24 protein-coding genes are annotated in these 23,428 nt (G+C 38.1%); 18 read left to right on the top strand and 6 right to left on the bottom strand.

Annotated features, from left to right (window positions below):
* Nucleotides 1–145 precede the first annotated feature (145 nt).
* The gene (locus tag A9Y75_RS00770; RefSeq protein WP_071187321.1) at nt 146–1,234 is read left to right on the top strand and encodes a hypothetical protein; all 1,089 of its coding nucleotides are present in this window, start codon (nt 146–148) and stop codon (nt 1,232–1,234) included.
* Nucleotides 1,235–1,388: 154 nt separating this feature from the next.
* Here A9Y75_RS00770 and A9Y75_RS00765 read toward each other — a convergent pair whose 3' ends face one another.
* Entirely contained in the window at nt 1,389–1,571 is a 183-nt protein-coding gene (locus tag A9Y75_RS00765) for a hypothetical protein (RefSeq protein ID WP_071187319.1), read from the bottom strand.
* Nucleotides 1,572–1,806: 235 nt separating this feature from the next.
* Between A9Y75_RS00765 and rsmA the strand changes: the two genes are divergently transcribed.
* Nucleotides 1,807–2,637 carry a 16S rRNA (adenine(1518)-N(6)/adenine(1519)-N(6))-dimethyltransferase RsmA gene (rsmA, locus tag A9Y75_RS00760; RefSeq protein WP_071187317.1) on the top strand — a complete coding sequence of 277 codons (831 nt, stop codon included), beginning with the start codon at nt 1,807–1,809 and terminating at the stop codon, nt 2,635–2,637.
* On the opposite strand, the gene A9Y75_RS28075 is transcribed toward rsmA, so the two are convergent.
* Nucleotides 2,597–2,980, bottom strand: coding sequence for a hypothetical protein (locus A9Y75_RS28075; protein ID WP_071187315.1), 384 nt, complete (start codon nt 2,978–2,980; stop codon nt 2,597–2,599). The two genes, rsmA and A9Y75_RS28075, sit on opposite strands and share 41 nt — an antisense overlap.
* A 30-nt stretch (nt 2,981–3,010) precedes the next feature.
* On the opposite strand from A9Y75_RS28075, the gene ispE reads away from it, so the two are divergent.
* Nucleotides 3,011–3,958: a 4-(cytidine 5'-diphospho)-2-C-methyl-D-erythritol kinase gene (gene ispE, locus A9Y75_RS00750; RefSeq protein ID WP_071187312.1), complete on the top strand. Its 948-nt coding sequence runs from the start codon at nt 3,011–3,013 to the stop codon at nt 3,956–3,958.
* Nucleotides 3,955–4,278: a DUF3082 domain-containing protein gene (locus A9Y75_RS00745; RefSeq protein ID WP_071187309.1), complete on the top strand. Its 324-nt coding sequence runs from the start codon at nt 3,955–3,957 to the stop codon at nt 4,276–4,278. Before ispE ends, A9Y75_RS00745 begins: the two co-directional genes overlap by 4 nt.
* A gap of 204 nt (nt 4,279–4,482) precedes the next feature.
* Here the strand turns inward: A9Y75_RS00745 and A9Y75_RS00740 are convergent, their stop codons facing one another.
* Nucleotides 4,483–5,352: a response regulator gene (locus A9Y75_RS00740; protein WP_071187307.1), complete on the bottom strand. Its 870-nt coding sequence runs from the start codon at nt 5,350–5,352 to the stop codon at nt 4,483–4,485.
* Nucleotides 5,353–5,500: 148 nt separating this feature from the next.
* Nucleotides 5,501–7,093 carry a PAS domain-containing sensor histidine kinase gene (locus tag A9Y75_RS00735; RefSeq protein WP_071187305.1) on the bottom strand — a complete coding sequence of 531 codons (1,593 nt, stop codon included), beginning with the start codon at nt 7,091–7,093 and terminating at the stop codon, nt 5,501–5,503.
* A 1,571-nt stretch (nt 7,094–8,664) separates the two neighbouring features.
* Here A9Y75_RS00735 and A9Y75_RS00730 point away from each other — a divergent pair.
* Both A9Y75_RS00730 and trpC read left to right on the top strand, forming a co-directional pair.
* Nucleotides 8,665–8,943, top strand: a complete 279-nt coding sequence (locus tag A9Y75_RS00730; protein WP_071187303.1) for a HetP family heterocyst commitment protein — start codon at nt 8,665–8,667, stop codon at nt 8,941–8,943.
* Between the two features lie 113 nt (nt 8,944–9,056).
* Nucleotides 9,057–9,932, top strand: coding sequence for an indole-3-glycerol phosphate synthase TrpC (gene trpC, locus A9Y75_RS00725; protein WP_071187301.1), 876 nt, complete (start codon nt 9,057–9,059; stop codon nt 9,930–9,932).
* An 84-nt stretch (nt 9,933–10,016) separates the two neighbouring features.
* Here the strand turns inward: trpC and A9Y75_RS00720 are convergent, their stop codons facing one another.
* Nucleotides 10,017–10,475, bottom strand: coding sequence for a DUF3598 family protein (locus A9Y75_RS00720; protein ID WP_071187299.1), 459 nt, complete (start codon nt 10,473–10,475; stop codon nt 10,017–10,019).
* A gap of 78 nt (nt 10,476–10,553) precedes the next feature.
* Nucleotides 10,554–12,014, bottom strand: a complete 1,461-nt coding sequence (locus A9Y75_RS00715; RefSeq protein WP_071187297.1) for an aminotransferase class I/II-fold pyridoxal phosphate-dependent enzyme — start codon at nt 12,012–12,014, stop codon at nt 10,554–10,556.
* Nucleotides 12,015–12,128: 114 nt separating this feature from the next.
* Here A9Y75_RS00715 and A9Y75_RS00710 point away from each other — a divergent pair, with 114 nt between their 5' ends.
* The 12 genes from A9Y75_RS00710 to A9Y75_RS00665 all read left to right on the top strand — a co-directional run bounded on the left by A9Y75_RS00710 (nt 12,129) and on the right by A9Y75_RS00665 (nt 23,405).
* Entirely contained in the window at nt 12,129–13,352 is a 1,224-nt protein-coding gene (locus A9Y75_RS00710; protein WP_236721289.1) for a DUF262 domain-containing protein, read from the top strand.
* Nucleotides 13,353–13,366: 14 nt separating this feature from the next.
* Entirely contained in the window at nt 13,367–14,005 is a 639-nt protein-coding gene (locus tag A9Y75_RS00705; RefSeq protein ID WP_071187291.1) for a HEPN domain-containing protein, read from the top strand.
* Between the two features lie 38 nt (nt 14,006–14,043).
* Entirely contained in the window at nt 14,044–14,352 is a 309-nt protein-coding gene (locus tag A9Y75_RS00700; protein WP_071187290.1) for a hypothetical protein, read from the top strand.
* Between the two features lie 612 nt (nt 14,353–14,964).
* Nucleotides 14,965–18,114 (top strand): MFS transporter, encoded by a 3,150-nt coding sequence (locus A9Y75_RS00695; RefSeq protein ID WP_236721288.1) that lies wholly within the window; start codon nt 14,965–14,967, stop codon nt 18,112–18,114.
* A gap of 253 nt (nt 18,115–18,367) precedes the next feature.
* Complete coding sequence (locus A9Y75_RS00690) at nt 18,368–18,571, top strand: hypothetical protein (protein WP_071187286.1); 204 nt, start codon at nt 18,368–18,370, stop codon at nt 18,569–18,571.
* A gap of 38 nt (nt 18,572–18,609) precedes the next feature.
* On the top strand, nt 18,610–19,701 hold the full coding sequence (ychF, locus tag A9Y75_RS00685; protein WP_071187283.1) for a redox-regulated ATPase YchF: 1,092 nt from the start codon (nt 18,610–18,612) through the stop codon (nt 19,699–19,701).
* Between the two features lie 343 nt (nt 19,702–20,044).
* Nucleotides 20,045–20,200 (top strand): lmo0937 family membrane protein, encoded by a 156-nt coding sequence (locus tag A9Y75_RS27080; protein WP_127053860.1) that lies wholly within the window; start codon nt 20,045–20,047, stop codon nt 20,198–20,200.
* A 98-nt stretch (nt 20,201–20,298) separates the two neighbouring features.
* Nucleotides 20,299–20,445 (top strand): hypothetical protein, encoded by a 147-nt coding sequence (locus A9Y75_RS28070; RefSeq protein ID WP_177176063.1) that lies wholly within the window; start codon nt 20,299–20,301, stop codon nt 20,443–20,445.
* Nucleotides 20,435–21,517, top strand: a complete 1,083-nt coding sequence (locus tag A9Y75_RS00680) for an iron-containing redox enzyme family protein (protein WP_071187281.1) — start codon at nt 20,435–20,437, stop codon at nt 21,515–21,517. The genes A9Y75_RS28070 and A9Y75_RS00680 overlap by 11 nt, the downstream gene beginning before the upstream one ends.
* A gap of 14 nt (nt 21,518–21,531) precedes the next feature.
* Complete coding sequence (locus A9Y75_RS00675) at nt 21,532–22,269, top strand: DUF3891 family protein (RefSeq protein ID WP_071187278.1); 738 nt, start codon at nt 21,532–21,534, stop codon at nt 22,267–22,269.
* Between the two features lie 14 nt (nt 22,270–22,283).
* Nucleotides 22,284–23,042, top strand: a complete 759-nt coding sequence (locus A9Y75_RS00670) for an SAM-dependent methyltransferase (protein WP_083389459.1) — start codon at nt 22,284–22,286, stop codon at nt 23,040–23,042.
* A 90-nt stretch (nt 23,043–23,132) separates the two neighbouring features.
* The gene (locus A9Y75_RS00665; RefSeq protein ID WP_071187275.1) at nt 23,133–23,405 is read left to right on the top strand and encodes a hypothetical protein; all 273 of its coding nucleotides are present in this window, start codon (nt 23,133–23,135) and stop codon (nt 23,403–23,405) included.
* Nucleotides 23,406–23,428: the final 23 nt, after the last annotated feature.

Below are 23,428 nucleotides of genomic sequence, written 5' to 3'. Positions count from 1 at the left end.
AATTAGAAGAGTTCTCTGTCACCTGTTCCCTGTCATATCAATTCACTTAATTAAAGCTACAAATGAATCTCCGCGTCCCTGCGTCCCCGTGTCCCCGCGTCTCTCCTACTCATGCGTTGCAAATTCACTATTTCTCAGCTTCATTATGCAGCATTTACGTCAATTAATAGAAATAGAAAATTCAGAATTAGCCCAAGTGCTACGATTTGGTTTATACGGACTAGAAGCGGCACTAAATCAGGTGCGGGAGGAATATCCACAAGACCCAGGAATTGAGTTATGTGATCAGGTTTTGCAAGAACTTTATGAACTTTTACGACCGATACCATTTGCACAGGTTGAGGATAGTAGTGAATTAAAATTAATTCATTTGCAAAAAGCTTTCAATGCTGACTCAAAACTAAATTCTTATCTAGGAAATTCTCCTTTACAAAGTCAAACAGATGCTGATTTGTGGAATGAAATTCAACGCTGTTTACTGCGAGTTCCTGAAGATTTAGCTACACATTGGAGACAGTTGGCTGGGGTAATGGCGCAAGAAGTTGGCGCGGTTGAAGACAATCAAAATCTTGATGAATTGCCCTTTATTCGTGATGAGTTAATTTACCCTGGATTGAGTGGAACTGTCCAAGCTAAAGGGCTATGTTTATCTAAAAAAGCACTTTTGAAAACAGAGATAACCCAGATTTATTCAACTGGTGATTTACAGTTATTAGCTGGGTTTCTACTTCTATATATTAAATGTATTGAGATAGAACCAAATTTACATCATGCTTTAAAGAGCGTGTTTAGTTTTGATGTCGTTTCTTTACACACCAACCCAGAACAGCGCCATCTCTATCTTGAAGCATTGAGCGATCGCTTGCAACGTACCGAAAAAACTGAGGAAAATACTGACCCTATCTTCAATCTACGTGCTTGGATTGACATGGATGAAGCTATCCATTCCTTAGTATTTATTCCCCCAGCCGAGCGTTATTCCTGGTGGGGAAAGTTACAACAAGAATCACGACGCATCCTCAAAAAAGTTGCGGATAAAGCCATTAAAGCAGGTCATGATATCCGCATTAAACAATTATCAGGACTGTATGCTGATAATTGTACTTTTTCCAAAGATGACATCCAATTAGACTGTGGAGGTACACCAGGAGAAGTTTTAACTTGTCTGCGAGTGTATGCACGCATTAATCAGGAAGAAAATCCGGGGCGGGTGCTATTTCGGTCTTTACGGTAAAAAGGAAGACGCGGGGAAAATTACAGCACTTCCCAGTGTCATGAGATACAAGAACCCCACCCCCAACCCCCTCCCCGCAAGCGATGAGGGGGCTATGATATACCTTATAACAAAGGAATCCGGTGTAAGAATTACCTGCACCCTGCCCCCTGCTTTACTGCATACGAGGAGGAGTAGGACTAGGTGAACGAGTTGGAATCGGTGAAGGAGAAGGTGAGGGGGTTGGCGAGGCAAATAGAGCTTGTGGTTTATTCATAGCTTGAGAATCTTGAGGTATTGCGGCCAAGGTAGCAGTCCCCAAAAATGCAACTATAGCCAACTGTGTGAAGGATTTCATATTTTTATCCCTTTCAAGACTTATGTTACTCTATTTTGATACATACTCAAAACCTAGCTATCTCGCTATAGTTAGGCTTACTTATGTTTCTATAAGTAGAAAAATGCATTTACAAAAATGTCTAAAGTTGATGTTTAAGTGAGATGTAATTAATTAATTAATTAATGTCAAGATAAAAATACGGAGTTGATAGAAAATGGTAAAAAGCAAATGGCAGAAGGAGAAAAAAATATAGATGATTCAACCGCGCAAGCAATTTGCTCAACATTGGTTAAAAAGTGAAAAGGCACTCGACGCAATTGTCAAGGCAGCAGAGTGTAAAAATAGCGATCGCATTTTGGAAATTGGTCCCGGTACTGGGATTCTGACTCGGCGGTTGTTACCCCTAGTTAAATCCCTAGTGGCTGTGGAAATTGACCGCGATTTGTGCAAATTACTTGTAAAACAACTAGGTCAGAGGGAAAATTTTTTACTGTTGCAAGGGGATTTTCTGACTCTAGATTTATCATCCCAACTGTCTGCTTTTCCCAATTTCCAAAAGCAGAATCAGGTTGTTGCCAATATTCCCTACAATATTACAGGGCCAATTATTGAAAAGTTACTCGGTACTATATCTCACCCGAACCCAGAACCTTTTGATTCTATTGTACTACTGGTACAAAAAGAAGTCGCAGAAAGATTATATGCTAAACCTGGCTCAAGGACTTTTGGGGCTTTGTCAGTCAGGGTGCAGTATTTGGCTAGTTGTGAGTTAATTTGCACAGTCCCCGCTGCTGCATTTGAACCACCACCAAAAGTCGATTCCGCAGTGGTGCGATTGCGTCCTCGTCAAATTGAAATTCCCGCCCATGACCCTAAAAAGTTGGAAAATCTGCTGAAATTGGGGTTTGGGGCAAAGCGAAAAATGTTAAGAAATAATTTGCAATCGGTAATTGACCGCGATCGCTTGACTCAATTACTGGAACAATTAGGAATAAATCCCCAAGTACGCGCCGAAGACCTCAGCGTTGAACAATGGGTGTCACTCACAAATCAGTTCTTCTTCCCTCTTCCTTCTGACTCCTGACTCCTGACTCCTGACTCCTGACTCCTGACTCCTGACTCCTGACTCCTGACTCCTGACTCCTGACTCCTGACTCCTGACTCCTGACTCCTGACTCCTGACTCCTGACTCCTGACTCCTGACTCCTGACTCCTGACTCCTGACTCCTGACTCCTGACTCCTGACTCCTGACTCCTGACTCCTGACTCCTGACTCCTGACTCCTGACTCCTGACTCCTGACTCCTGACTCCTGACTCCTGACTCCTGACTCCTGACTCCTGACTCCTGACTCCTGACTCCTGACTCCTGACTCCTGACTCCTGACTCCTGACTCCTGACTCCTGACTCCTGACTCCTATCCCTCACGAAAAACTTTTTCCGCAAACCCTAACTAATATGCGTTCTTATAGTTTAATTGCACCTGCCAAAATCAACTTATATTTGGAAATCATCGGCGATCGCTCTGATGGATATCATGAGTTAGCAATGATACTCCAAAGCATCGACCTAGCAGACCAAATTGATATCCAAGCTGCCAGCACAGATACGATTCGCGTTCACTGCAACCACCCACAAGTACCGACTGATAGTAGTAATTTAGCATACCGAGCCGCCGCGCTAATGGCAACAAAATTTGCCGACGCATTTAGAAATTTTGGCGGTATTGACATTACTATCAAAAAGCGAATTCCTGTAGCAGCGGGTTTGGCTGGTGGTTCCACAAATGCAGCAGCGGTGTTGGTGGGGATAAATTTACTCTGGAACCTGGGACTAACTTTTGCTGAATTAGAAGAATTAGGCGCTACCCTGGGTTCTGATGTGCCATTTTGTATTTCTGGGGGAACTGCGATCGCTACAGGCAGAGGTGAACAACTCTCTCCTTTATCAAGTTTAGATCACATCCACATAGTCTTGGCCAAATACCGGAGTTTAGAAGTTTCTACTCCCTGGGCATACAACACCTATCGTCAAGAATTTGGTGGTACTTACATTAGAGATACTGCAAATTTAGCAGATCGTGCTAATGCAGTCCATTCGGGAGAAATAGTCAAAGCTATTGTGAATAAAAATACCGTAGAAATCGCCCAAAAACTGCACAATGATTTAGAAAAGGTAGTATTGCCAGCTTATCCTCAAGTTTTGCATCTGCGAGAATTATTTGCCACTCAACCAGGAGTTTTAGGCACAATGATGTCTGGTTCTGGCCCTTCAGTATTTGCTATTGTAGAATCGGCAGAACAAGCAGAAATTGTCAAATTAAAAATCCGAGAAGCAATTCCTGATCAAGATTTAGAATTATTTGTCACTCGGACAATTACACATGGAATTAAAATCGCACCATGAATGAACCAAATGTTACCCCTTCCGCAGATACTAACGCCGAAGTACCACCGACTCCTCTACGCTGTATAATGGGTGCGGCTATGTCAGGCGGATTTGGATTTGCCATGTATTCCTTGATGATAGCGATCGCTACAACTTTTGCGAGCAAACCCATCCATTCCGATAACCCGATGGTAGTAAATATTGGTTCTGCTGTCCGTACCTTAGTTGTGGGTGTAGTCGCTTTAGGAACTGGGATATTTGGAATCGTGGCGCTTGGTTTATTAGCCTTGGCGGTACAACTATTATTACAGCAATTAACAAAGCCTAGAAACAGTTAATTAAGTAGGCGTGATTATTAAGGCTGACGCGGAGATGGGGAGACACAGACACACGGAGACACAGACACACGGAGACACAGACACACGGAGAGTTTTTTTGATATAGCAATGAACAAGGCGGTTAGGACATCAATGAATGCTAAAACTTAGACAATGAGAGGCTTCTAGCACCTGTCACCTGTCACCTGTCACCTAATTATATGATCAACTACTTAACGGTAGATCATTCACCAATGGCGAGCGGTTTTTGATGACTTGTAGCTTTGCAGTTTTGGGAATTTGCACAAATTGATTTTGTTTTCTCCAAATTGTCGGAGATGACTTGTGATATTGACGAAACTGGCGGGAGAAATGACAAGCATTTTGATAGCCGAGTTTTGCAGCAATTTCTTCAATAGTCTGATTAGTATTTTTCAGTAAGGTACAAGCAGCTGCCATGCGGCGCTTAACAATCCAGACATTCACAGTCTCTCCCGTTTCTTTACCTACTTGGGTAGTTAAGTAAGCCGAGGAATAACCAACAGCTTGTGCCACATCAGACAAAGTGATTCCTTTGTCATAGTTAGCTTCGATATAGTCGAAAACTTCTTTGAGGTGGGTAACAGGCGGAAAGATGAACTCAGAATTTAATGAACTATCTGCCAATTCTGGGACTTGATGAAAGTTAGCAGCGTAAGAGTATCTAAGGAGTGATAGCTTTTCTAGCCTGATTGCGATCGCTCTTAGCAAATGATTAACTGTCAAAGGCTTGGTAAGATAGTCATCTGCTCCCAAATCCATCGCTTTTCTCATAGATGCCATCGTATTACTAGCAGTGAGAAAAATGACCGGAATAACAGCTGTGACATGATCTTGACGCAGCTTAGTAACAACGGTGTAACCATCTATATCTGACATCATCAGATCGCAAATCACCAAATCTGGTAAATGCTCTTGTGCTTGTTGGATACCAACCAGACCATTTTCTGCTCCTATCGCCACAAAACCATCAGCCTCAAGACCGATTAAGAAGATATTACGGGTAGATGCATCATCTTCAATCACAAGAATTTTTTTCGACGATTCGCGTATCATTTTGTAACCAATATAAAATTTTCAAAGGGAATGATTACTAAACTCTTCGCTGATGATTAAGCCGAGACACAATTAAGGTTGATTTGAAAATATAGCAGTCGTTTTCGGAAACATATAGAGAACAGAGAACACAGTTGTAAATTAAAAATCAAACATCAAAATAGGGAATTGAAGGCAGCATCACAGTAAATGTCGTTCCTATCCCCACCTTAGTCGCAAACGTGACTTCTCCTTTATACAAGTCAACAAGAGTTTTAACAATCGATAAGCCTAGTCCTGTACCGCGAATATTATCAATATTACTACCTCGAAAAAATGGCTCAAATAGCCTTTTTTGATCTTCTTCAGGAATGCCAATTCCTTGATCTTGAATCTGAAAAACCACTTTTCCCTCCTCACAATTTAGCATTAAATCTACTGTGCTGTCAATTGGAGAATATTTAATCGCATTATCAAGCAAATTAGTCAAAATCAGATCGAGTAATGTTTTATCAATCCATGCTTTTGAGCAATTACCTCGACGGTGAAAATTAATAGAGTTATGGCTATTTCTCAGCAGTCTTTTTGCCAGCAACTCATCGCAGAACTGAAGTAAATCAATTGGTTTCTGCTCCAAGTTTATTTTTGCTGATTCTGTTTTAGCTAAGGATAGAATATCGTCCAGAATTTGGTTTATTTGTTCGACTGCTATTTGAATGTGTTCTAGAAATGGTTGTATTTTTTCTCCTGTCCATTGATGGATATGTCGCTGGATTAAGCTATTAGAAAAGTAGACAACGTTTAGTGGTGTACGGAATTGGTGGCAGATAATAGAAACAAAATGCGCTCTTAATTCGCTGAGTTGTTTTGCTTTTTCTAAAGCCTGATGTAACTCTGAATCTGCATATTTGTAATCGGTGATCTCGATACCTATAATCACTTCAAGTTGTTTACCATCAACATCTATTTTCTCATCTAACTGAGTCACAGCACAAGCTATCCATTTCTGCTTACCGTTCTTTGTCAGGATATTCATCTCCTGATATTCACAATTGGTTTTTTGACATTGCTTTAATGTTTTACTTTTGAGCAATTGGCTCAGATCAAAATCCGTTAACAGTTCCTTTTTTGTATAGCCAGTGAGTAACTCTACTGCCGAATTAACATAGCAAATTTTTGTACCTTTTATTAGAAAAATACTAGCTTTAATAGCGTCTATTAAATTACCAAATCTAGTCTTTTTCCCTCGCCATACTTCATGAATCTGTTTAGATTCAAATTTAGCTATTTTTGGTTGGAGATAATCTTGTCTTTGCTTACCTGAGGCGAGAAACTGTTGGATACTCAATTCTACTAAGTCATGATTATTTTCCCGCAGAAAAGCACAGCTAAATTCTTTATCTGGAGTTTTGATATAGGTAAGATGGATTTCTGTCGAAGATATTTGCCCTCTTTTGGTGCGATAGCGAAATTTAAAGGAAATTCGTTTTAGACTTTTCAACCATTGCCATTGTTTTGACCAATCATGTAATGAAAAATCTACATCTAAATCGCTCAGTGACATTGACAGTAATTCCTCGCGGGAATAATCTGTCTGTTGGCAGAGTGTATCATTGATATAAAGAAATTGTGCGTTTTCTCCTAAACAAAATGCACAATCTACAGATTGATTGAGCAGAGAATCAGCAAATATCAACTTTGCTTCTGACTGTGATGCTAATGGATAATTGGATTGAATTAAGCTCAAATCGCCTGAATTCATATCTGTATTTGCTCCTGATAATTAATTGGTATTATCGATTTTTCCTAAATTAGGTTAAAAATCACCACCTTTAGAAATTATGATGCTGTTGTGATTAAAAAAAATAGAGTGGTTTCTATCTTAGCAATAAAAATCTAAATATATTGCTTTGGTTGCATAGTAAAAATTTATTACTACCATTATTTACTTGTTTTATTATAGACCCCTAAAAACTCAGGATAAATACATTTTCTATTGGAGAAAATTAAAACTTAATTAGGACTGACGCAAGTATCCTACTCAATTTCTCTTTGAGGGTACGTCTAACTCTATAAATTGGTATTATCAACATATTTTCGACATCTGATACACCCTGCTAATATGCCAGTTACGTAAATTCTGTTAATCATGAAATCAGATATCCATAACCGATATTCTACTATGTAAATTGCCGTTTCATAGGAAAAATATTAACATTTTGATACACTTCTAATACATCCTCTTTTTAGTAGTGCCTGAAGGTAAGCATTTTGTAAATACCAGTATGTTTATCGAATGATTTCATGTCTCAATTTTTGGTTTTCCAAAATAACTAATCAGCAGATATAAAATGTGGTTCATTTACCTGAATACCCGAAAATCTCTGTGGATAGGAAATTTGGCTTATTCAGCTAAAATTTGTCTAATTTTTACCTCTACAGCATTCAACTATATACAACTATGCTTATACATCCATCAAAAGGAATAGATTTTTCTCGATTTCTTCCCTTTGGATGACTTTATATCTACCAAAAGGCATAGAAATTGTTAAATCTGGATGTGTTTACCAATACAGAAACTTAATCTACTATGTTTTCTGATAGGCTCTGCTCTATGACCAGAGAGAAGGATAGTTAAATCTCAGACTTAAAAATAATCAAAAATATTTCAAGAGCGAAAAAATAGACTGGTTTACCAAAAAATAGTTCATGTATCCATTGCTGAACTTTGAGTAGGCTTAAGAAAGAAGCAGCTTCTGCAATACGGTTAATCTGTATGGGCGGGTTTAGCTAAATATCTATTCGGCAAACAAAAATGCTGTACTAGCTGGTTAAACCTGCTCCTACTTTCAACAAACATCAACTTTGGATGATTCTAAAATGTGTCTTTGTGTAAGCAGATGCTTCTCTCAGCCATGTTTAGTCTTATTTAACTTGTTCTGAAAATTGTGGAGGAGAATAAAGACTGGGTTTTCAATCAAAAAAATCAGTAATTACTTCTCAAACCCTCCATAAATTTGCAAAATTTTCCCACTATTATCTAATCAGATTGCGGGGATTCCTAAACCCACCAAGAGCATCTATGTAGGGTGGGTAATTTTCGCCGCAATATTTGAAACATGGGAAAAAACCGAGCAGCTATTGACAATATGATTTTAGATTTGGGATTTTAGATTTGGGATTTTAGATTAAAGATAAACGATTTCAGCGCCAATGGTTTTAATGATGGCACAAATTGTCAATCTACAATTTAAATCCTCAAGCTGCTGACTTGAGAGGGAAAATCCCAAATTGATCGACTGGCATTATTTACACATCAAGGAGTGCATGACTATGAGCCAAAATATTGCTGATTATAATAAACAGATCAATAAGAAAATTAATACCGAACAAATTGAACAAATAGTCAAAGCCATTATATCTGGCAAATATTCCTGGGCTTGTGTTTTACTTTTACGTTATTCAGGATACAACCCTATAGAATATATACCTTACCGCACTTATATCAGATTGCTCAAAAATAATTGCCTACTTGGTGGTTCCCAGCAAAATAAACCTGCCAAAAAAGATGTGGAAATGTTTAATCTCAAGTCAAATTGGATTCATTTCTGAGAATGTTAAAAATTGAGGTTATGCCTAGATAGATTTCTCCTCACACCTCACGATAAAAATTGAATAATGAAATTGCATAATTCATAATTCATAATTCATAATTCATTCTCACCATGATTTACCCAGTTAGTATCTCTAATAGTCGGCTGCAACCTATCCTCAGAGAAATTGTGTGGCAAAAAAAGCTAGAAGTCGCACAAATGCAGCAAGAAATGTCTTTAGCTTCTTTACAACGTCAATTAACAGCTGCTCCGACTGTACGAGATTTTTTTACAGCTGTGCAGCAAAGTCTTGATAAACCTAGTTTAATTGCAGAGGTAAAACCAGTATTACCTACTCAAGGTCTGATTAAAGCAGAGTTTAATCCAGTAGCGATCGCTAAGGCATATGAGCGTGGTGGAGCAACTTGTCTATCTGTCGTTACTGACCAAAAGTTTTTTCAGGGAGGTTTTGAGTATCTGCGTGCTATCCGTCATCGAATAGCATTACCTTTACTGTGCAAAGATTTTATCCTCGATCCCTGCCAAATTTACTTAGCAAGGGCTGCGGGTGCTGATGCGATATTATTGATTGCGGCTATTCTTTCAGATCGAGAGATACATAACTTTTTGCGTGTGATTCACTACTTGGGAATGAATGCTGTAGTGGAAGTCCATAACTTAACTGAATTGGATCGGGTACTCAAGTTAGACGACGTACGCATAGTAGGAATTAACAACCGCAGTTTGGAAGATTTTACTGTCAATGTTAGCACCACTCAGCAATTAATGGCAGCGAGGCGATCGCAATTACAAAAGTTAGGTATTATCGTGATCAGCGAATCGGGAATCGAAACTTCGGCTGATTTATCCCTGATTGCTGATGCTGGTGTTAATGCCGTCTTGATGGGAGATTCTTTATTGCAACAAGGGGATTTAGAAGAAAGTGTGCGGAATCTACTTAAGCCCAATTCCCCTGTCTATAAAGACTTAGTAAAAAAGGGAATTTAACAGTTATCAAATGAGATAGATACCCGATTTTTTTTTTGAGAATTCGGGTATCTCGGTATTATTGACTGTTTACCTATCAACTTTTCAAGAAATACGCTTTTCAACTATCAACATCAAGCCTTTCAATTGACCATCTTCTGTAAAGCTTTGGCTAGTGCGATATTTATTATCGTTATTCACCAGATTAATCATTTCCGTTGCAAATAATTTACCAGTAGCTTTATTCCAGACATTAAAAATGATAATGCTATCTCCATGTTCCCGTGCGATAGTGGTAAAATTTGCCCAGGTGGGAACATCTACGGCTTCTATTTCTATTTCATCATTACTAATTACCTTACCAACAAAACTGTTAGTGACAGTTCTACCATCAGCATAATGGTAAGTATTGGTTTGCAACCATTGATTATCAACTATATTTTGTGTAACTTCTGCTTCAAAACGATCTGTTTCTTGAGCATTAGCATCCATTCTGATCCAGTAACCTGACCAAGTGCCAATATGTTTAGGGAAAACCTGAAAATCACTCAATTGTTTTGACATATTACTATTTAGAAACAAAGTTTGTATCCATATTTTTATATAAAACGCCGTAATAGTCCATCTATAGGTTAGGGAGCGTCAAACAGCGACAACTTTTAAAGTTTTCAATGTTTCATCCGCGCAACCTGTGATCAAACCACCCAATTCGGCAATTTTTTGGATCTCGTCTAAACTCGCTTTTGTTATTAGTTCTCCAGGCATTAACAAAGGAATTCCTGGAGGATATGGACAAACAATTTCTGCACAAATTCTTCCTTCTGTTTTCTCCCAAGGTAAGATTTCACTATTAGCAAAAAAAGCCTCACGAGGAGAAAGGCAAGAGATATAGTCAAGTTTATCATCGTTCCTATATTTACATATATTGTACTGACCTGTCAAGTGTGGTATCCGAGTTAGACTTTTTACTCCTTGAACTAAGGCGTTAATATCCTCCTTTGTGTTTCCCAAGCTAATGATAAATATCAGATTTTGAAGAGAGGAAAATTCTGGGGTAACACCCATTTGATTAAGAATTTCTTCAGCCGCAAAACCTGTTAAATCTAATTTAGAAACATTAACTGTTAATCGTGTTTTATCTAAATCTATAAATCCAGGTGATTTTTCTTTCTCAGCAAGAGGAGTAGATAAACTGGGAATTTGATTAATTTGACTTCTGGCTATTTCTGCTAATTGCAAAGTCTCAAACATCAACTTTTCTCCATTAATAGCCATTTGTTGACGTGCGGCATCTAGAGAAGCTAGGAGTATAAAACTAGGACTTGTAGATTGCACTAATTGCAAAGCTTTATTGACTCTATCAATATCAATTCTATTTCCTTGAATATGTAACATTGATGCCTGTGTCATTGCACCGAGGGTTTTATGAATAGACTGCACTGTTAAATCTGCACCTGCGGCTAATGCTGAAGTCGGTAATTCTGGGTGAAAATGGAAATGTGCGCCATGTGCTTCGTCTACGAGAAGGGGAATATTGTATTGGTGGGTGAGTTGTGCGATCGCTTGCAAATCTCCACAAACTCCGTAATATGTAGGATAAACTGTCAGCACTGCTTTTGCATCTGGATGTTTTGCTAATGCTGCTTTTACTGCTTCCGGTGTAATGCTATGAGCAATATCTAAATCTTTATCATATTCAGGTTGAATAAAAATAGGAATTGCACCAGAAAGAATTAAACCAGAAATAACCGAAGAATGAACATTTCGTGGCAGAATTATTTTTTCTCCCATTCTGCAAGTAGCGAGAATTGCAGCTTCAATTCCACAGGTAGAACCATTAACTAAAAACCATGTTTTTTCAGCACCAAAAGCCTCCGCCGCGAGTTCTTGGGCTGCGAGAATTGCATTTTCTGGTTTGAATAAATTATCTAATTCTGCTAATTCTGTTAAGTCAGCACGGAAAACATCTTTACCTAATAAATCAGTTAAAACTGGGGAAATGCCCGCACCGCGTTTATGTCCTGGGGTGTAAAAGGGTGCGTGAGGACGGCTTGTACAGGCTTTTAAGGCATCTATGAGGGGGGTTAGGTTTTGATTGAGCATTTTTGGGAGGAAAGGAAGCGTTTAGGACTTTAGGTAAAACTGAACAAGTATAGAATATAATTAACTAATAAGGTATATTCTATCCAAGTTCAAATTTTTATGCAGACTAAAACTATGCCTAACGAAGAAGTAGAGTTTTTTGAAGAAGATGAAGATCAAGAAATTGAGTCTCAGTCTAATATCAACCTGAAATCCGAGCTAAAGGAAATATCAAAAATTGTTGTTTCGGGAAGTGATTGGACAACAGCAACAATACTTGATCAACTTATTCGTGAGAATATATTGCTAAATCCAAGATTTCAAAGAAGAGATGCCTGGGATATAACTCGTAAAAGTAGGTTTATTGAATCACTTATACTTGGATTTCCAGTACCACAAATAGTATTAGCTGTTAATCGTCAGGAGAAAGGTAAATTCATCGTTCTTGATGGTAAACAACGATTGTTAACTATTCTTCAATTTTATGGTAGAAGTGAAACGACAAACAATAACTTTGCATTAAAAAATTTAGAATTTAGGACTGATATGAATGGGTATAAATATGAGGATTTAACAAGTCATTTATTTTTGAGTAGAGAGGTTGATGATATTGATAACCAAACTATTCGTACTATAGTTCTGCGGAATATAAATAGCGAAAATTTCCTTTATAAAATTTTTCTACGTTTGAATGTACAAAGTACACCTTTATCTGCACAAGAACTTCGGCAAGCATTGCATCCTGGTTTGTTTATTAATTTCTTAGATGATCAATCAATTAAAAGTCAGGCTCTTAAAAAAATATTCAAATCACCAAATCCTGATTTTCGGATGCGAGATGTCGAATTACTATTACGTTATGTAGGATTCCATTATTTCCTATCTGAATATCGGGGAAATCTGAAAGCATTTCTTGATATGACTTGTCAAGAACTTAATAAAGATTGGGATAACATACATGATGATGTTGAAAATGTAGTTAACCAATTTGAAGAAGCAGTACAGACAACCATTAATATATTTGGAGAAAGAAACTTTTCTCGTATGTGGTTAAACAACGATAAAATCTATAGAAGACGCTTTAATAGAGCAATTTTAGATGTAATGGTTTTTTATTTTTCAGACGAAATCATAAGACAATCTGCTGAAAGACATAAAGACAAAGTTCAAGAAGCTTTAAAAAAATTATGTTCATCAAACAACAAATTTAGAGAAGGTGTTGAAGGAACAACCAAGAACATTCGTGAAACTTACAATCGTTTGAGATTGTGGGGTGAAAGTCTATTAGAAGTTTTAGACGTAGAGTTTAACCTACCTGAACTCGTTGATAATCGGATTATTTTCAATGGTTTGAGGTAGGTTGTTATCGAAATATGTCAGAATCTTCTACATTTCTTACTTTAAACAGGGAGCTAAATAGGTTAAAGGAGGAATTTATTCCTGAGATTAGCCCGACAGGTTCATATTCTGAGAGTCAGTTATCCAAAACTGCTGCATACAGAGTTTTTGCTCATGCTGAAATTGAGTATTATCTTGAAGAGAGAGCTTGGGAAATTGTTCAAAATGCCAAGAGTCTTTGGGATACAACAGGTAAGACTACTCGCACTTTAATATGTCTACTTGGGTTCTCTGGTTTAACTATGGATGAACCACCAGATACACTTACACCAAAAAAGGGAAGTAAAACAGTTAAAGAGGAAAAAATCAAGATATCTAAGAAAATAGACTTAGCTTTGGAAAGTTTTAAAAGGGTTATTAGTCAAAATCATGGAGTCAAAGAAGATCATATTTTGGCATTACTATTACCAATAGGGATAGATAGTGATGATTTAGATCCTGCTTGGCTTGCTACCATGAATACATTTGGCGAAAACCGTGGTAAGGTAGCTCATAAATCAGCTACATCATACAGAACTTTTCAACCTCCAGATCCTGCAACTGAATTAAATACGGTTAAGCAAATTACTGAGGAACTTTTAAAAATAGATGAGTTAATCAATAATTTGATGTAATAAAATGTAACCTATTATTACCTAAATAATCAAGCAACATGAACTTAAAAGATATCAAATTCAAACTATTCCCAATCATCAAAGTCATATCCATCACACTTATCACCAGTGCAATAGGCTTAGAATTATGGAATATCCAAACATCAATAACTAACAGTCAAATACCAAGTATCTTAACTCCCGCTTTGATAATTGCTCATGTTGCATTATCGGCTCATTTTCTAGAAGGAATAATTGCGGCTTATTATGCACCCGCTCAAAATCAGACACCAATCAAATATGGAACATATACATTTTTTGTCGGTACAATTGGGTTATTAGAATTGTTTAACAAAAATGATAACTAAACATAGCTTGCCCGTAGCACTTACGGGAAGCCTTCATATATATTATATAATAAATTACCCCTACAAAAAATCAAGACTTTTACTTCATTTCTGCGTAATTTCTGTAGTTTTCTTAGTCAACCAGAGTTCTTAGCTAAATATATCGCTCTTGCAGCATAGAACCCTATGTGTCGAATGGTAGAAGATTTTAGAGACAAGACGAAGCTAATCTGTATATAGGGTTTTCTAGTCTACTGAAGTAGCAACTTATCTGCGTCCATCCTCTTCTCTATGCAGTTAATTCTTTCTTGCTGTACCTCATGAATGTGGAAATCGCTGTATACAATCACAACATTTGCTCCCCTTAAACTAAAACCAGATTTTAGCCACTTTATAAGCACTAAAAACTTGTTTGCTCATTTCATCTGTCAGAAGAGAGAGTCAAACCTCTACTACAACTAGATTGACTTTTTAGATGGGTAATAATTAGTCTTTTGATACTGACAATGAGCAGAATTATTTCCACAGTAGGATTATTAAAATTTGAGTAGTTTGGAGGTGCTATTCTAACGAAACTTATGTAGTTTTTACTTCAGATTTAAGGAGAAAAGAATGATTTTTTCAAATTTGATCATGACTTTTGAGTCGTGCTATTTACATTTAGGATTAGCACCGATAAAAGCAACGGCTAAAGTGTTAACTCCCGTACAAACACCATTGATTTTTTCTAGTCCTAAATTTTTGTTGGCTTTGCTATGTGGTGTAGTCATGGCATTTGCTTTTCAATTATTATTTACTAATCTCTCTGTAGCTGCGGGAATTTCAGCTTTAGGAACTGGTGCATATTCTGATGTTGATGATACACAAACAGTAGGTGGAAGTATTCGCAAAGTTGAAGCCAAGATTGGGACTTGGGCAATTTTTTCTTCCAGTCTGGCATTATTTATCGCTTGTTTTTTAGCGGTTAAACTGAGCTTAATTCAAAGTGCATTTTTGGGTGCAATAATCGGTGTCGTTATTTGGTCAACCTACTTCACAGTCATCATGTGGCTGGGTTCTAATGCTGTAGGTTCTGTAATTGGTTCTTTTGTTAGCACTGTAACGAATGGTATTCAAGGTTTGTTGGGTACAGCGACTTCTGCTATTGGTGCTAATGTTGCTCAAAAACAAATGGTTTCTACGGCTGAAGAAATAACCGCCGCAGTGCGTCGAGAATTAACTTCTGGTTTTGATGCTGATAGTATTAAAAATACTTTGCAAACTTCTTTGAGTTCTCTACAGTTACCAAGCCTAGATATCAAAGAAATTAGAAGTCAATTTGACCAGTTGTTAAAAGATGTAGATTTGCGAGATATTGGCGATAGAGAATTTCTCAAAAATATCAACCGTCAAACTTTTGTTGATTTAATCAGCAGTCGGACAGACTTTTCTCAAGAAGATGTGAATAAAATTGCTGACCAACTAGAGGATGCTTGGAAGCAAGTTTTAAATCGCCAAAATCCCACAGAGAAAGTGCTGGATTTACTGAAGTCTGCTAGTCCAGAAGAATTAAAATCAGAAAAATTAGGTGAAAGACTGCAACAACTGATCACTGTTGGTGGTGGAAACGGTAAACAAACTAATGGTTTTCTCAATCAAGCTATTCAATATGGCTTAGGTGCAGCAGGAACAGCAGTGTTAGAGAGAGCTAACATTTCTGATATCAATGTTCAAGAAATCACAACTGAACTGAAAAAAATTGGCAGTAAAGCTCAAGATGTTGATATCAATAAAATTATTGAGCAACTAAAACAGGTTATTAACAAAACCAGTGAACAAGCAAGTAAAATAGGTACTCAATTAGGTGGAAAATTATCCACACAACCTCAAAATACTATCAAGGCTGATGTAGAAGAATATATCCTTAATTCTTTCCCTTGGCATTTTAATCACCTGACGATTCAAGATGAATTTAGAGAAGTGATTTATGACCCCAATGCCAACCCCAGCACTGTCCGCCATAATTTAGAAGAAATCAATCAAGATTACTTTTCTAATTTGCTGCAACAACGTGGTGACATCAATGAAGATAGGATGCGAGAAATTTCTGAACAATTAGAAAGTATTCGGCAAGAAGTTTTACCAATTGTTCAACAGGCGGAAAAACAAGAGAAATCACAAAATCTTCGCAGTCAGATAGAAGATTATTTGCGAAATGAGAATCAAGAAGAATTGAATCTAGAAGGAATTGAGCGTAACTTTGGAGTGATACTGGGAGATCCAGAAGCTGGTTTTGAAGATTTACAGGAACGGTTGAGCAAATTTAATCGGGATACATTCTTCCCATTACTCCAGCAACGTCATGATATTAGCGAAGAAGAAGCTAATAATATTATTGGTCAACTCGAAAGCACCCGTGATCATATCATTGATCAAGCTAGAGAATCGCAAGAACAAGCCAGAAATAAAGCTGATGAATTGCGTCAAAGGGTAGAAGATTATCTGCGGAATACTAACAAAGAAGAACTGAATCCAGAAGGGATTAAGCGTGATTTTCAAGTTTTGTTAGAAGACCCACAAGCAGGAATAAGTCTTTTAAGTTCTCGCTTATCGCAATTCGATAGAGATACGCTGGTGCAATTATTGAGTCAGCGTCAAGATTTGAGTGAGTCAGAAATTAACCAAACTCTGGACTCTTTGGAAAAAGTAAAAGATAATATTCTGCAAGCACCACAGAAAGTTGGCGAAAAAGCGCAAGAACAGTATGAACAAACGACTACAGCGATAAGAGAATATCTGCGAAATACCAACTTGGAAGAACTTAATCCAGAAGGTATTCAGCGAGATTTGCAACAGTTGTTGAATGACCCCAGAGAAGGTGCTGTAGCATTACGTAATCGCTTGTCGCAATTTGACCAGGAAACATTAGTTAAATTGTTGGCTGGACGCGAAGATTTGAATGAAGAGCAAGTTAATCAAATCATCGACTCTGTACAACAAGCGATCGCTAATATTATTAAAGCACCCCAACGTTTGGCGCAACGCACGACTAAACAGGTGGTAGACTTTGAAGCCAATCTGGAAAATTACCTCCGTAACACCCACAAAGAAGAATTGAGTCCTGAAGGAATCAAACGCGATTTGCAATTATTGTTGTCTTCACCAGGTGCAGGTATTGGTAGTTTAGGTGAGCGTGTTTCTAAATTTGACCGTTCTACATTGGTAGCTTTGCTTTCTCAACGTGAGGATATTTCTGAAGAAGAAGCAAACCGAATTGTAGACCAAATTGAATCTGTGCGTGATTCGATAGTTCAACAATTCGAGCAAATTCAGCAAAGAATGCGATCGCTAGTTGACAGTGTTTTTGGCAGAGTTCGCGACTATCTCAACGCCTTAGACCGTCCCGAACTCAGTTATGAAGGCATTCAGCACGATGTTGCTAAAATCTTCGATGATCCGCAAGCTGGATTTGAAGCATTGCGCGATCGCTTTTCTCAATTCGACCATGATACCCTAGTTGCTCTCCTCAGTTCTCGTTCAGATATCTCTCCAGAGCAAGCTAATCAGATTATCAATCGTGTTGAATCAGCGCGGGATAGCGTATTACACCGAGCCGAACGCATCCAGCAAGAAACCCAAAAAAGACTACAAGCTATTAGAGAGCAAGCCAAACAACAAGCAATTGATAGTAAAAAAGCCCTCGCAGATGCGGCTTGGTGGCTATTTAACGCCGCTTTTGTCTCCCTAGTCGCATCAACAATAGGTGGAGTTTTAGCCGTAATTACTCCCAATCTATTTGTTTAAAGGCGATTCCCCAAGACACATATCTTGCACCAAGCCCTAACGAATAGAATTCGTGGCTACACAAACTAAGTCCGCCTGCGCGGACTCACGGAAAATCAGTGGTTTCAAACCCGCGTAGGCGGGTTTTGTCTGTCTAGCCGGGACTTCCAGTCGCCAGGTGCAAGATGTGAGAAGAGTCATCTTTTTAAATGTAGAGATGTTCCATGTAACGTCTCTACAAAGTTTTTTACATCATTATCAACTTAGACTAACCATGATTAATCCCGCTGCTATCTCCATCCCCGAACCCCAAATTCCCACTCCTGAAATTAACCCCCTACCACCACGTCCTCAGCCTACACCACAAGAGCCAACCATTCCCCCACCTTTCCCCGAACCAGTACCAGAAACAGTCCCCGCACCAATTCCCCAAACCGTACCAGGGCCAATTCCCCAAACCATTCCTCAACCTGTTTGAATTATCCTTATAATTGAAACCCAAATCTAAAATTTACAATGCTAAGAGCCGGAATTGTCGGACTTCCCAACGTCGGAAAATCAACCTTATTTAACGCTGTAGTGGCTAACGCTAAAGCCGAAGCCGCTAATTTCCCATTTTGCACCATCGAACCGAATGTTGGCATTGTCTCAGTACCAGACGACCGGTTAAACGTTTTGGCAAAAATTGCTACTTCAGTACAAATCGTACCCGCCCGTGTCGAATTTGTCGATATCGCCGGTTTAGTGAAAGGTGCAAGTCAAGGAGAAGGACTGGGTAATCAATTTTTATCCCACATTCGGGAAGTTGATGCGATCGTTCATGTCGTCCGTTGTTTTGAAAATGATGATATCATTCACGTTGCCGGTTCAGTTGACCCAGCGCGAGATATTGAAATCATTAATTTAGAACTTGGTTTATCAGACTTATTCCAAATTGAACGCCGTATTGATAGAACTCGCAAACTAGCACGCACCAGCAAAGATGCACAATTTGAAGTTACAATTCTGGAAAAATTAGCCGCTGCTTTAAATGAAGGTAAATCTGTCCGTCAAGTAAGTTTGAATGCAGAAGAAGCTGAAATTATTAAAGGCTTAGGATTACTTACCAATAAACCGATTATTTACGCTGCTAATGTTTCTGAAGATGACTTAGCAACTGGTAATGATTTTGTGGAAAGAGTGCGAGAAGTTGCTGCTCAAGAAAATGCTCAAGTTGTGATTGTTTCCGCACAAGTAGAAGCAGAATTAGTGGAATTACCAGAAGCAGATAAAGCTGACTTTCTGGAATCTTTGGGTGTAAAAGAAGGTGGTTTAAAATCTTTGATTCGTGCAACTTACACTCTTTTAGGTTTGCGGACATATTTTACCTGTGGTCCTAAAGAAACCCGCGCTTGGACAATTAATGCCGGGATGTCTGCACCTCAAGCCGCAGGAGTAATTCATTCTGATTTTGAACGGGGATTTATTCGCGCTGAAACTGTTGCTTATAATGATTTAGTAACACATGGTTCGATGAATGCAGCCAAAGAAAAAGGCTTAGTCAGAAGTGAAGGTAAAGAGTATATTGTCCAAGAAGGTGATGTGATGTTATTCCGTTTTAATGTGTAGCAAGTAGACATCTCCAGAAATGAAATATGCGTATCCTAGAACCCTTGTAGAGACGTTCCATGGAACGTCTCTACATTATTTATTTTTCGGATATGTCTAGTAGTTCAGGTGCGTTAGCCACAGCATAACGCACCCTTGCTCTAATTTAAGATTGCTATATGTGTCTAATTATAGACAACATTATCATCAAAACTGTTTCTCGCTATAGATGATATTTAAATATTTTAATTATAAAATAAAATTACAAAACATAACAATGCTCATAGATATAGATAAAACAAAGACCAAAAATATCGACTCTGACTGAATTTTTACTAATTTTATCTGCATAAAAAAGGAAAATATGTTGAATCTTATCTGGACTGCTGTTGTTGTACTTTTCATTCTCTGGTTGTTAGGAGTCTCAATTCACATTGGTGGCAGCTTAATTCACCTGCTTTTGATTTTGGCACTGATTGGCATTGTCTACAACTTATTTATAGGGAGACGTATTGTTTAATAACTGTTTTAGGTTGGCTGACAAACTAAGCTAAAACACTCTGACTCGCAAACCAGTCAGAGCGATCGCAATATACAAAACACCAAATAACAAACACGATGACAAATTTATCTATAAAACCTGTCTCCTTTCGGATTGACTCCACCCTGGCAACAACCTATCTGTCCCTTAAAAATAGTGTTTCGGTGGATGTCGTGATCGCAGGCGATGGCAAGGACTTGGAGATCATCAAAAATGCTAATTAAGACCAGAGTAGATATGCTATCGCCCGTAATCAAAATATGTAGTTATAAAGAGGCAGAGCAACATTTTCATCGGCTTCTAATGCTGGAAAATTTAGACGAACAGGTGAAAAGACAACCTGATCTAATTCAAAACTTTGAAGAATTTTTCTCTTTAGCATTAACAGAGGCATACACAGAAAACTCGAAAGCCGAATTAGCAAATGGGTTTTTACAACGCTTACTTTATCAAATCAATCGCCTCAAATTATTTTGGTATGATGATTTGCAGTCGTATACAAATGAGCGATCTAGTTATGTGGAAAAGGTGCGCGATCGCATCGAGTCAGTCTGGCAAACATGGGAATTAACCCAATTAGATGTTGAAAAAATACAATCCTTAAACGTTAAACGAGCTTTACAAGAACGAGCAAATGTAGACTTAAATCCTCCCTTATCAGCAGCAAAACATTATCTACAACAAGACATGAACTTAGAGGGCTATCGGTTATTATTAGCGATCGCCTCCTTGGATGGATTAGTAGAAGCTAGTCGTCTTTCCCGTATTTTGGGAGGTGCAAGTAACGAAATTCAGGCAACCTTAATTCGGGTACTTTTAGAAGAATATGGCAATGGTCGTCTATCACGAAAACACTCTACTTTTTTTGCCCAAATGATGGCTGAATTAGGACTAAAGACTGAACCAGAAGCTTATTTCAATCTTGTACCTTGGCAAGTTTTAGCAAGTATCAATCACAACTTTTTGCTGACAGAAAGGAAACGACATTTTCTCCGCTATAACGGCGGTCTGACCTATTTTGAAATAGCTGGACCCGCAATTTATACAGATTATATGCAAGCAGCGAAACGATTGCAACTTTCCGATGCAGCTATGGGTTATTGGGAGTTACACATTCGTGAAGATGAACGACATGGCCAGTGGATGTTAACTGATGTTGCTCTACCTTTAGCAGACAAGTATCCCCATGATGCTTGGGAATTAATACTTGGTTATGACCAAGAGAAACTGATTAGCGATCGCGCTGCATCTGCGGTCATGGTTTTAATTCAAAATGCCAAATCAATCCAAATTTAAACATAAAGTAATCTATGATTGTCAATCTAACTAAAGACGGGTGGGATGTAATTTATCATCGCGCCCATGCACTATTAGCCGCTCAATTAGGCGGTCAATGGCAACGGAATAATTCTCCTGTTCGCCTTTACGAAACTATCGCCGCCATCTCCCATCATGATGATTTAGAAAGAGAGTGGAAGGGCAATCACTTAACTTCAAGTGGCGCTCCCATGGATTTTACACTAGGAGAAGGGTCGCCAGAAGCCTCTTTAGAAACCTTTAAAAAACACCTAGAAGATTCACTTTATCGTGGTCGATGGGTAACATTATTAACTTCTATGCACGTTTGTTTTCTGAATCAAGACCAAAGAGAAATATCGGAAGATTGGCGGAGTTTTCTAGAAACCCAAGTGCATAACCAGGAACAATGGACAAAAGAGTTGGGAATAGCCAAAGAGGACGCAGAGCGAAGTTATCAGTTTATGCAGTGGTGCGATCGCCTGTCGTTAATTTTAGCACAACAGCAAATACCAGATGATGGTCGAGCCTTGGAGATTACCCACGGTATTGATCAGCAGCGTTACGATCTGCGTCGTTTGGAAAATGGAAATTTAACCGTAGAGCCTTGGCCTTTTGAGAACGATGAATTTACGGTTAATGTAGAGTCTTGCCACTTATCAGAACTAAAATATGATAGCAATGATGCTCTAACTACTGCCCTCAAGCAAGCCCCGATCACAATTCTGGAATGGACATTTACTAAACAGTAATAAACGAGGTTTAGATGAATAAGTCTTTATTACATTCTCAACAAGTAGTTAACACCTATCCAGCAGATTTTATACCCAAAAAAATATTTGTTTGTCCTGAAGAATCACTGTTTTATTCTCAATGTCTAGAGAGAATGGTTTTGAACGGCTGTGACGATTTCAGTTCTATTATGGAATTTGGAGCCGGGGATGGTAGTCCGGTTATCAATAGCTTATTAAAGAGTCAATTTAATGGCTTAATTAATGGCTATGAGTTAAATTCTCACGCTTGCGAAATTGCAAATTCACGAATTGAAAGCTATGATCTTAGGCATAAATACATTGTCCATAACTCTTGCTTTTTTAATAGAAATTGGCAACCCCAGGCAAACTTTTTAATCGCTAACCCTCCTTATTTGCCAGCGATTAGTAATGATTTGTATATGCCTTCTTTGCATGGTGGAATAGATGGATCATCTATAACTAAGCGACTCCTATCCATGAATTGCCAAAGCGCAATGTTAATGATTTCCGCCTATTCTGACCCAGTGGGAACAATTGAGTATGCGACCGCTCAAGGTTATCAAGTTGATGACTTTATTATTTCACCCATGAATTTTGGATACTATAGTTCCGAACCCAAGGTAAAACAGAGAATAGCCGAATTAAGAAAGTATCGCAAAGCTTTCTATTCCTGCAATATTTATATTCTTGCAGGTATTCTCTTTAAAAAGCGCCACAGATTGAAAGCAGATTTATCTAAAGAATTGATTAAGACAATGACCGCATTATAAAGCGAGTTTTAAAATTCACATTTTCTTCACTGGGGTGAGTTTGCTCGTCATCTCCGTGCTTGTATAAACGCCGAAAAAGAGAGTAATTCAATGCAAAATACATTATTTGATCAAGTGTTCCGAGACAACGAAGGACAAATTGTTATAGCTCAGATGCCCAATCTACCACTCATTGTCTGGATTGTAGCTAGTTTATTAAAGATACTTTTTACAACAGGTAAAATTAATCTAGGATTGGATCTATTAGCTTTTGGATCTTTGTTTACTTGGGCTTGGGAAGAATTATTTCAAGGTGTTAATTACTTTCGCAGAGCATTAGGTTTGCTTGTACTTGTTGGTCTGATTGCGTGGAAAATTCAATAAAAGCAGGTAAGGATAAATAAATT

Origin of the sequence: Trichormus sp. NMC-1, assembly GCF_001858025.1 — a bacterium.
Taxonomy (GTDB): domain Bacteria; phylum Cyanobacteriota; class Cyanobacteriia; order Cyanobacteriales; family Nostocaceae; genus Anabaena.
This window is presented reverse-complemented; position numbering and strand designations above follow the sequence as displayed.

Excerpts from the sequence above, each read along its gene's own strand:
- A9Y75_RS00670 (WP_083389459.1), top strand. The coding sequence starts at position 22,284 with ATGAATAAGTCTTTATTACATTCTCAACAAGTAGTTAACACCTATCCA.
- A9Y75_RS00690 (WP_071187286.1), top strand. The coding sequence starts at position 18,368 with ATGATTAATCCCGCTGCTATCTCCATCCCCGAACCCCAAATTCCCACT.
- A9Y75_RS00710 (WP_236721289.1), top strand. The coding sequence starts at position 12,129 with ATGCCTAACGAAGAAGTAGAGTTTTTTGAAGAAGATGAAGATCAAGAA.
- rsmA (WP_071187317.1), top strand. The coding sequence starts at position 1,807 with ATGATTCAACCGCGCAAGCAATTTGCTCAACATTGGTTAAAAAGTGAA.
- A9Y75_RS00715 (WP_071187297.1), bottom strand. The coding sequence starts at position 12,014 with ATGCTCAATCAAAACCTAACCCCCCTCATAGATGCCTTAAAAGCCTGT.
- A9Y75_RS00680 (WP_071187281.1), top strand. The coding sequence starts at position 20,435 with ATGCTAATTAAGACCAGAGTAGATATGCTATCGCCCGTAATCAAAATA.
- A9Y75_RS00705 (WP_071187291.1), top strand. The coding sequence starts at position 13,367 with ATGTCAGAATCTTCTACATTTCTTACTTTAAACAGGGAGCTAAATAGG.
- A9Y75_RS00735 (WP_071187305.1), bottom strand. The coding sequence starts at position 7,093 with ATGAATTCAGGCGATTTGAGCTTAATTCAATCCAATTATCCATTAGCA.
- trpC (WP_071187301.1), top strand. The coding sequence starts at position 9,057 with ATGATTTACCCAGTTAGTATCTCTAATAGTCGGCTGCAACCTATCCTC.
- A9Y75_RS00740 (WP_071187307.1), bottom strand. The coding sequence starts at position 5,352 with ATGATACGCGAATCGTCGAAAAAAATTCTTGTGATTGAAGATGATGCA.
- ychF (WP_071187283.1), top strand. The coding sequence starts at position 18,610 with ATGCTAAGAGCCGGAATTGTCGGACTTCCCAACGTCGGAAAATCAACC.
- A9Y75_RS00675 (WP_071187278.1), top strand. The coding sequence starts at position 21,532 with ATGATTGTCAATCTAACTAAAGACGGGTGGGATGTAATTTATCATCGC.
- A9Y75_RS00745 (WP_071187309.1), top strand. The coding sequence starts at position 3,955 with ATGAATGAACCAAATGTTACCCCTTCCGCAGATACTAACGCCGAAGTA.
- A9Y75_RS00700 (WP_071187290.1), top strand. The coding sequence starts at position 14,044 with ATGAACTTAAAAGATATCAAATTCAAACTATTCCCAATCATCAAAGTC.
- A9Y75_RS00665 (WP_071187275.1), top strand. The coding sequence starts at position 23,133 with ATGCAAAATACATTATTTGATCAAGTGTTCCGAGACAACGAAGGACAA.
- A9Y75_RS27080 (WP_127053860.1), top strand. The coding sequence starts at position 20,045 with ATGTTGAATCTTATCTGGACTGCTGTTGTTGTACTTTTCATTCTCTGG.
- A9Y75_RS00765 (WP_071187319.1), bottom strand. The coding sequence starts at position 1,571 with ATGAAATCCTTCACACAGTTGGCTATAGTTGCATTTTTGGGGACTGCT.
- A9Y75_RS00720 (WP_071187299.1), bottom strand. The coding sequence starts at position 10,475 with ATGTCAAAACAATTGAGTGATTTTCAGGTTTTCCCTAAACATATTGGC.
- ispE (WP_071187312.1), top strand. The coding sequence starts at position 3,011 with ATGCGTTCTTATAGTTTAATTGCACCTGCCAAAATCAACTTATATTTG.
- A9Y75_RS00695 (WP_236721288.1), top strand. The coding sequence starts at position 14,965 with ATGACTTTTGAGTCGTGCTATTTACATTTAGGATTAGCACCGATAAAA.
- A9Y75_RS00730 (WP_071187303.1), top strand. The coding sequence starts at position 8,665 with ATGAGCCAAAATATTGCTGATTATAATAAACAGATCAATAAGAAAATT.
- A9Y75_RS00770 (WP_071187321.1), top strand. The coding sequence starts at position 146 with ATGCAGCATTTACGTCAATTAATAGAAATAGAAAATTCAGAATTAGCC.
- A9Y75_RS28070 (WP_177176063.1), top strand. The coding sequence starts at position 20,299 with ATGACAAATTTATCTATAAAACCTGTCTCCTTTCGGATTGACTCCACC.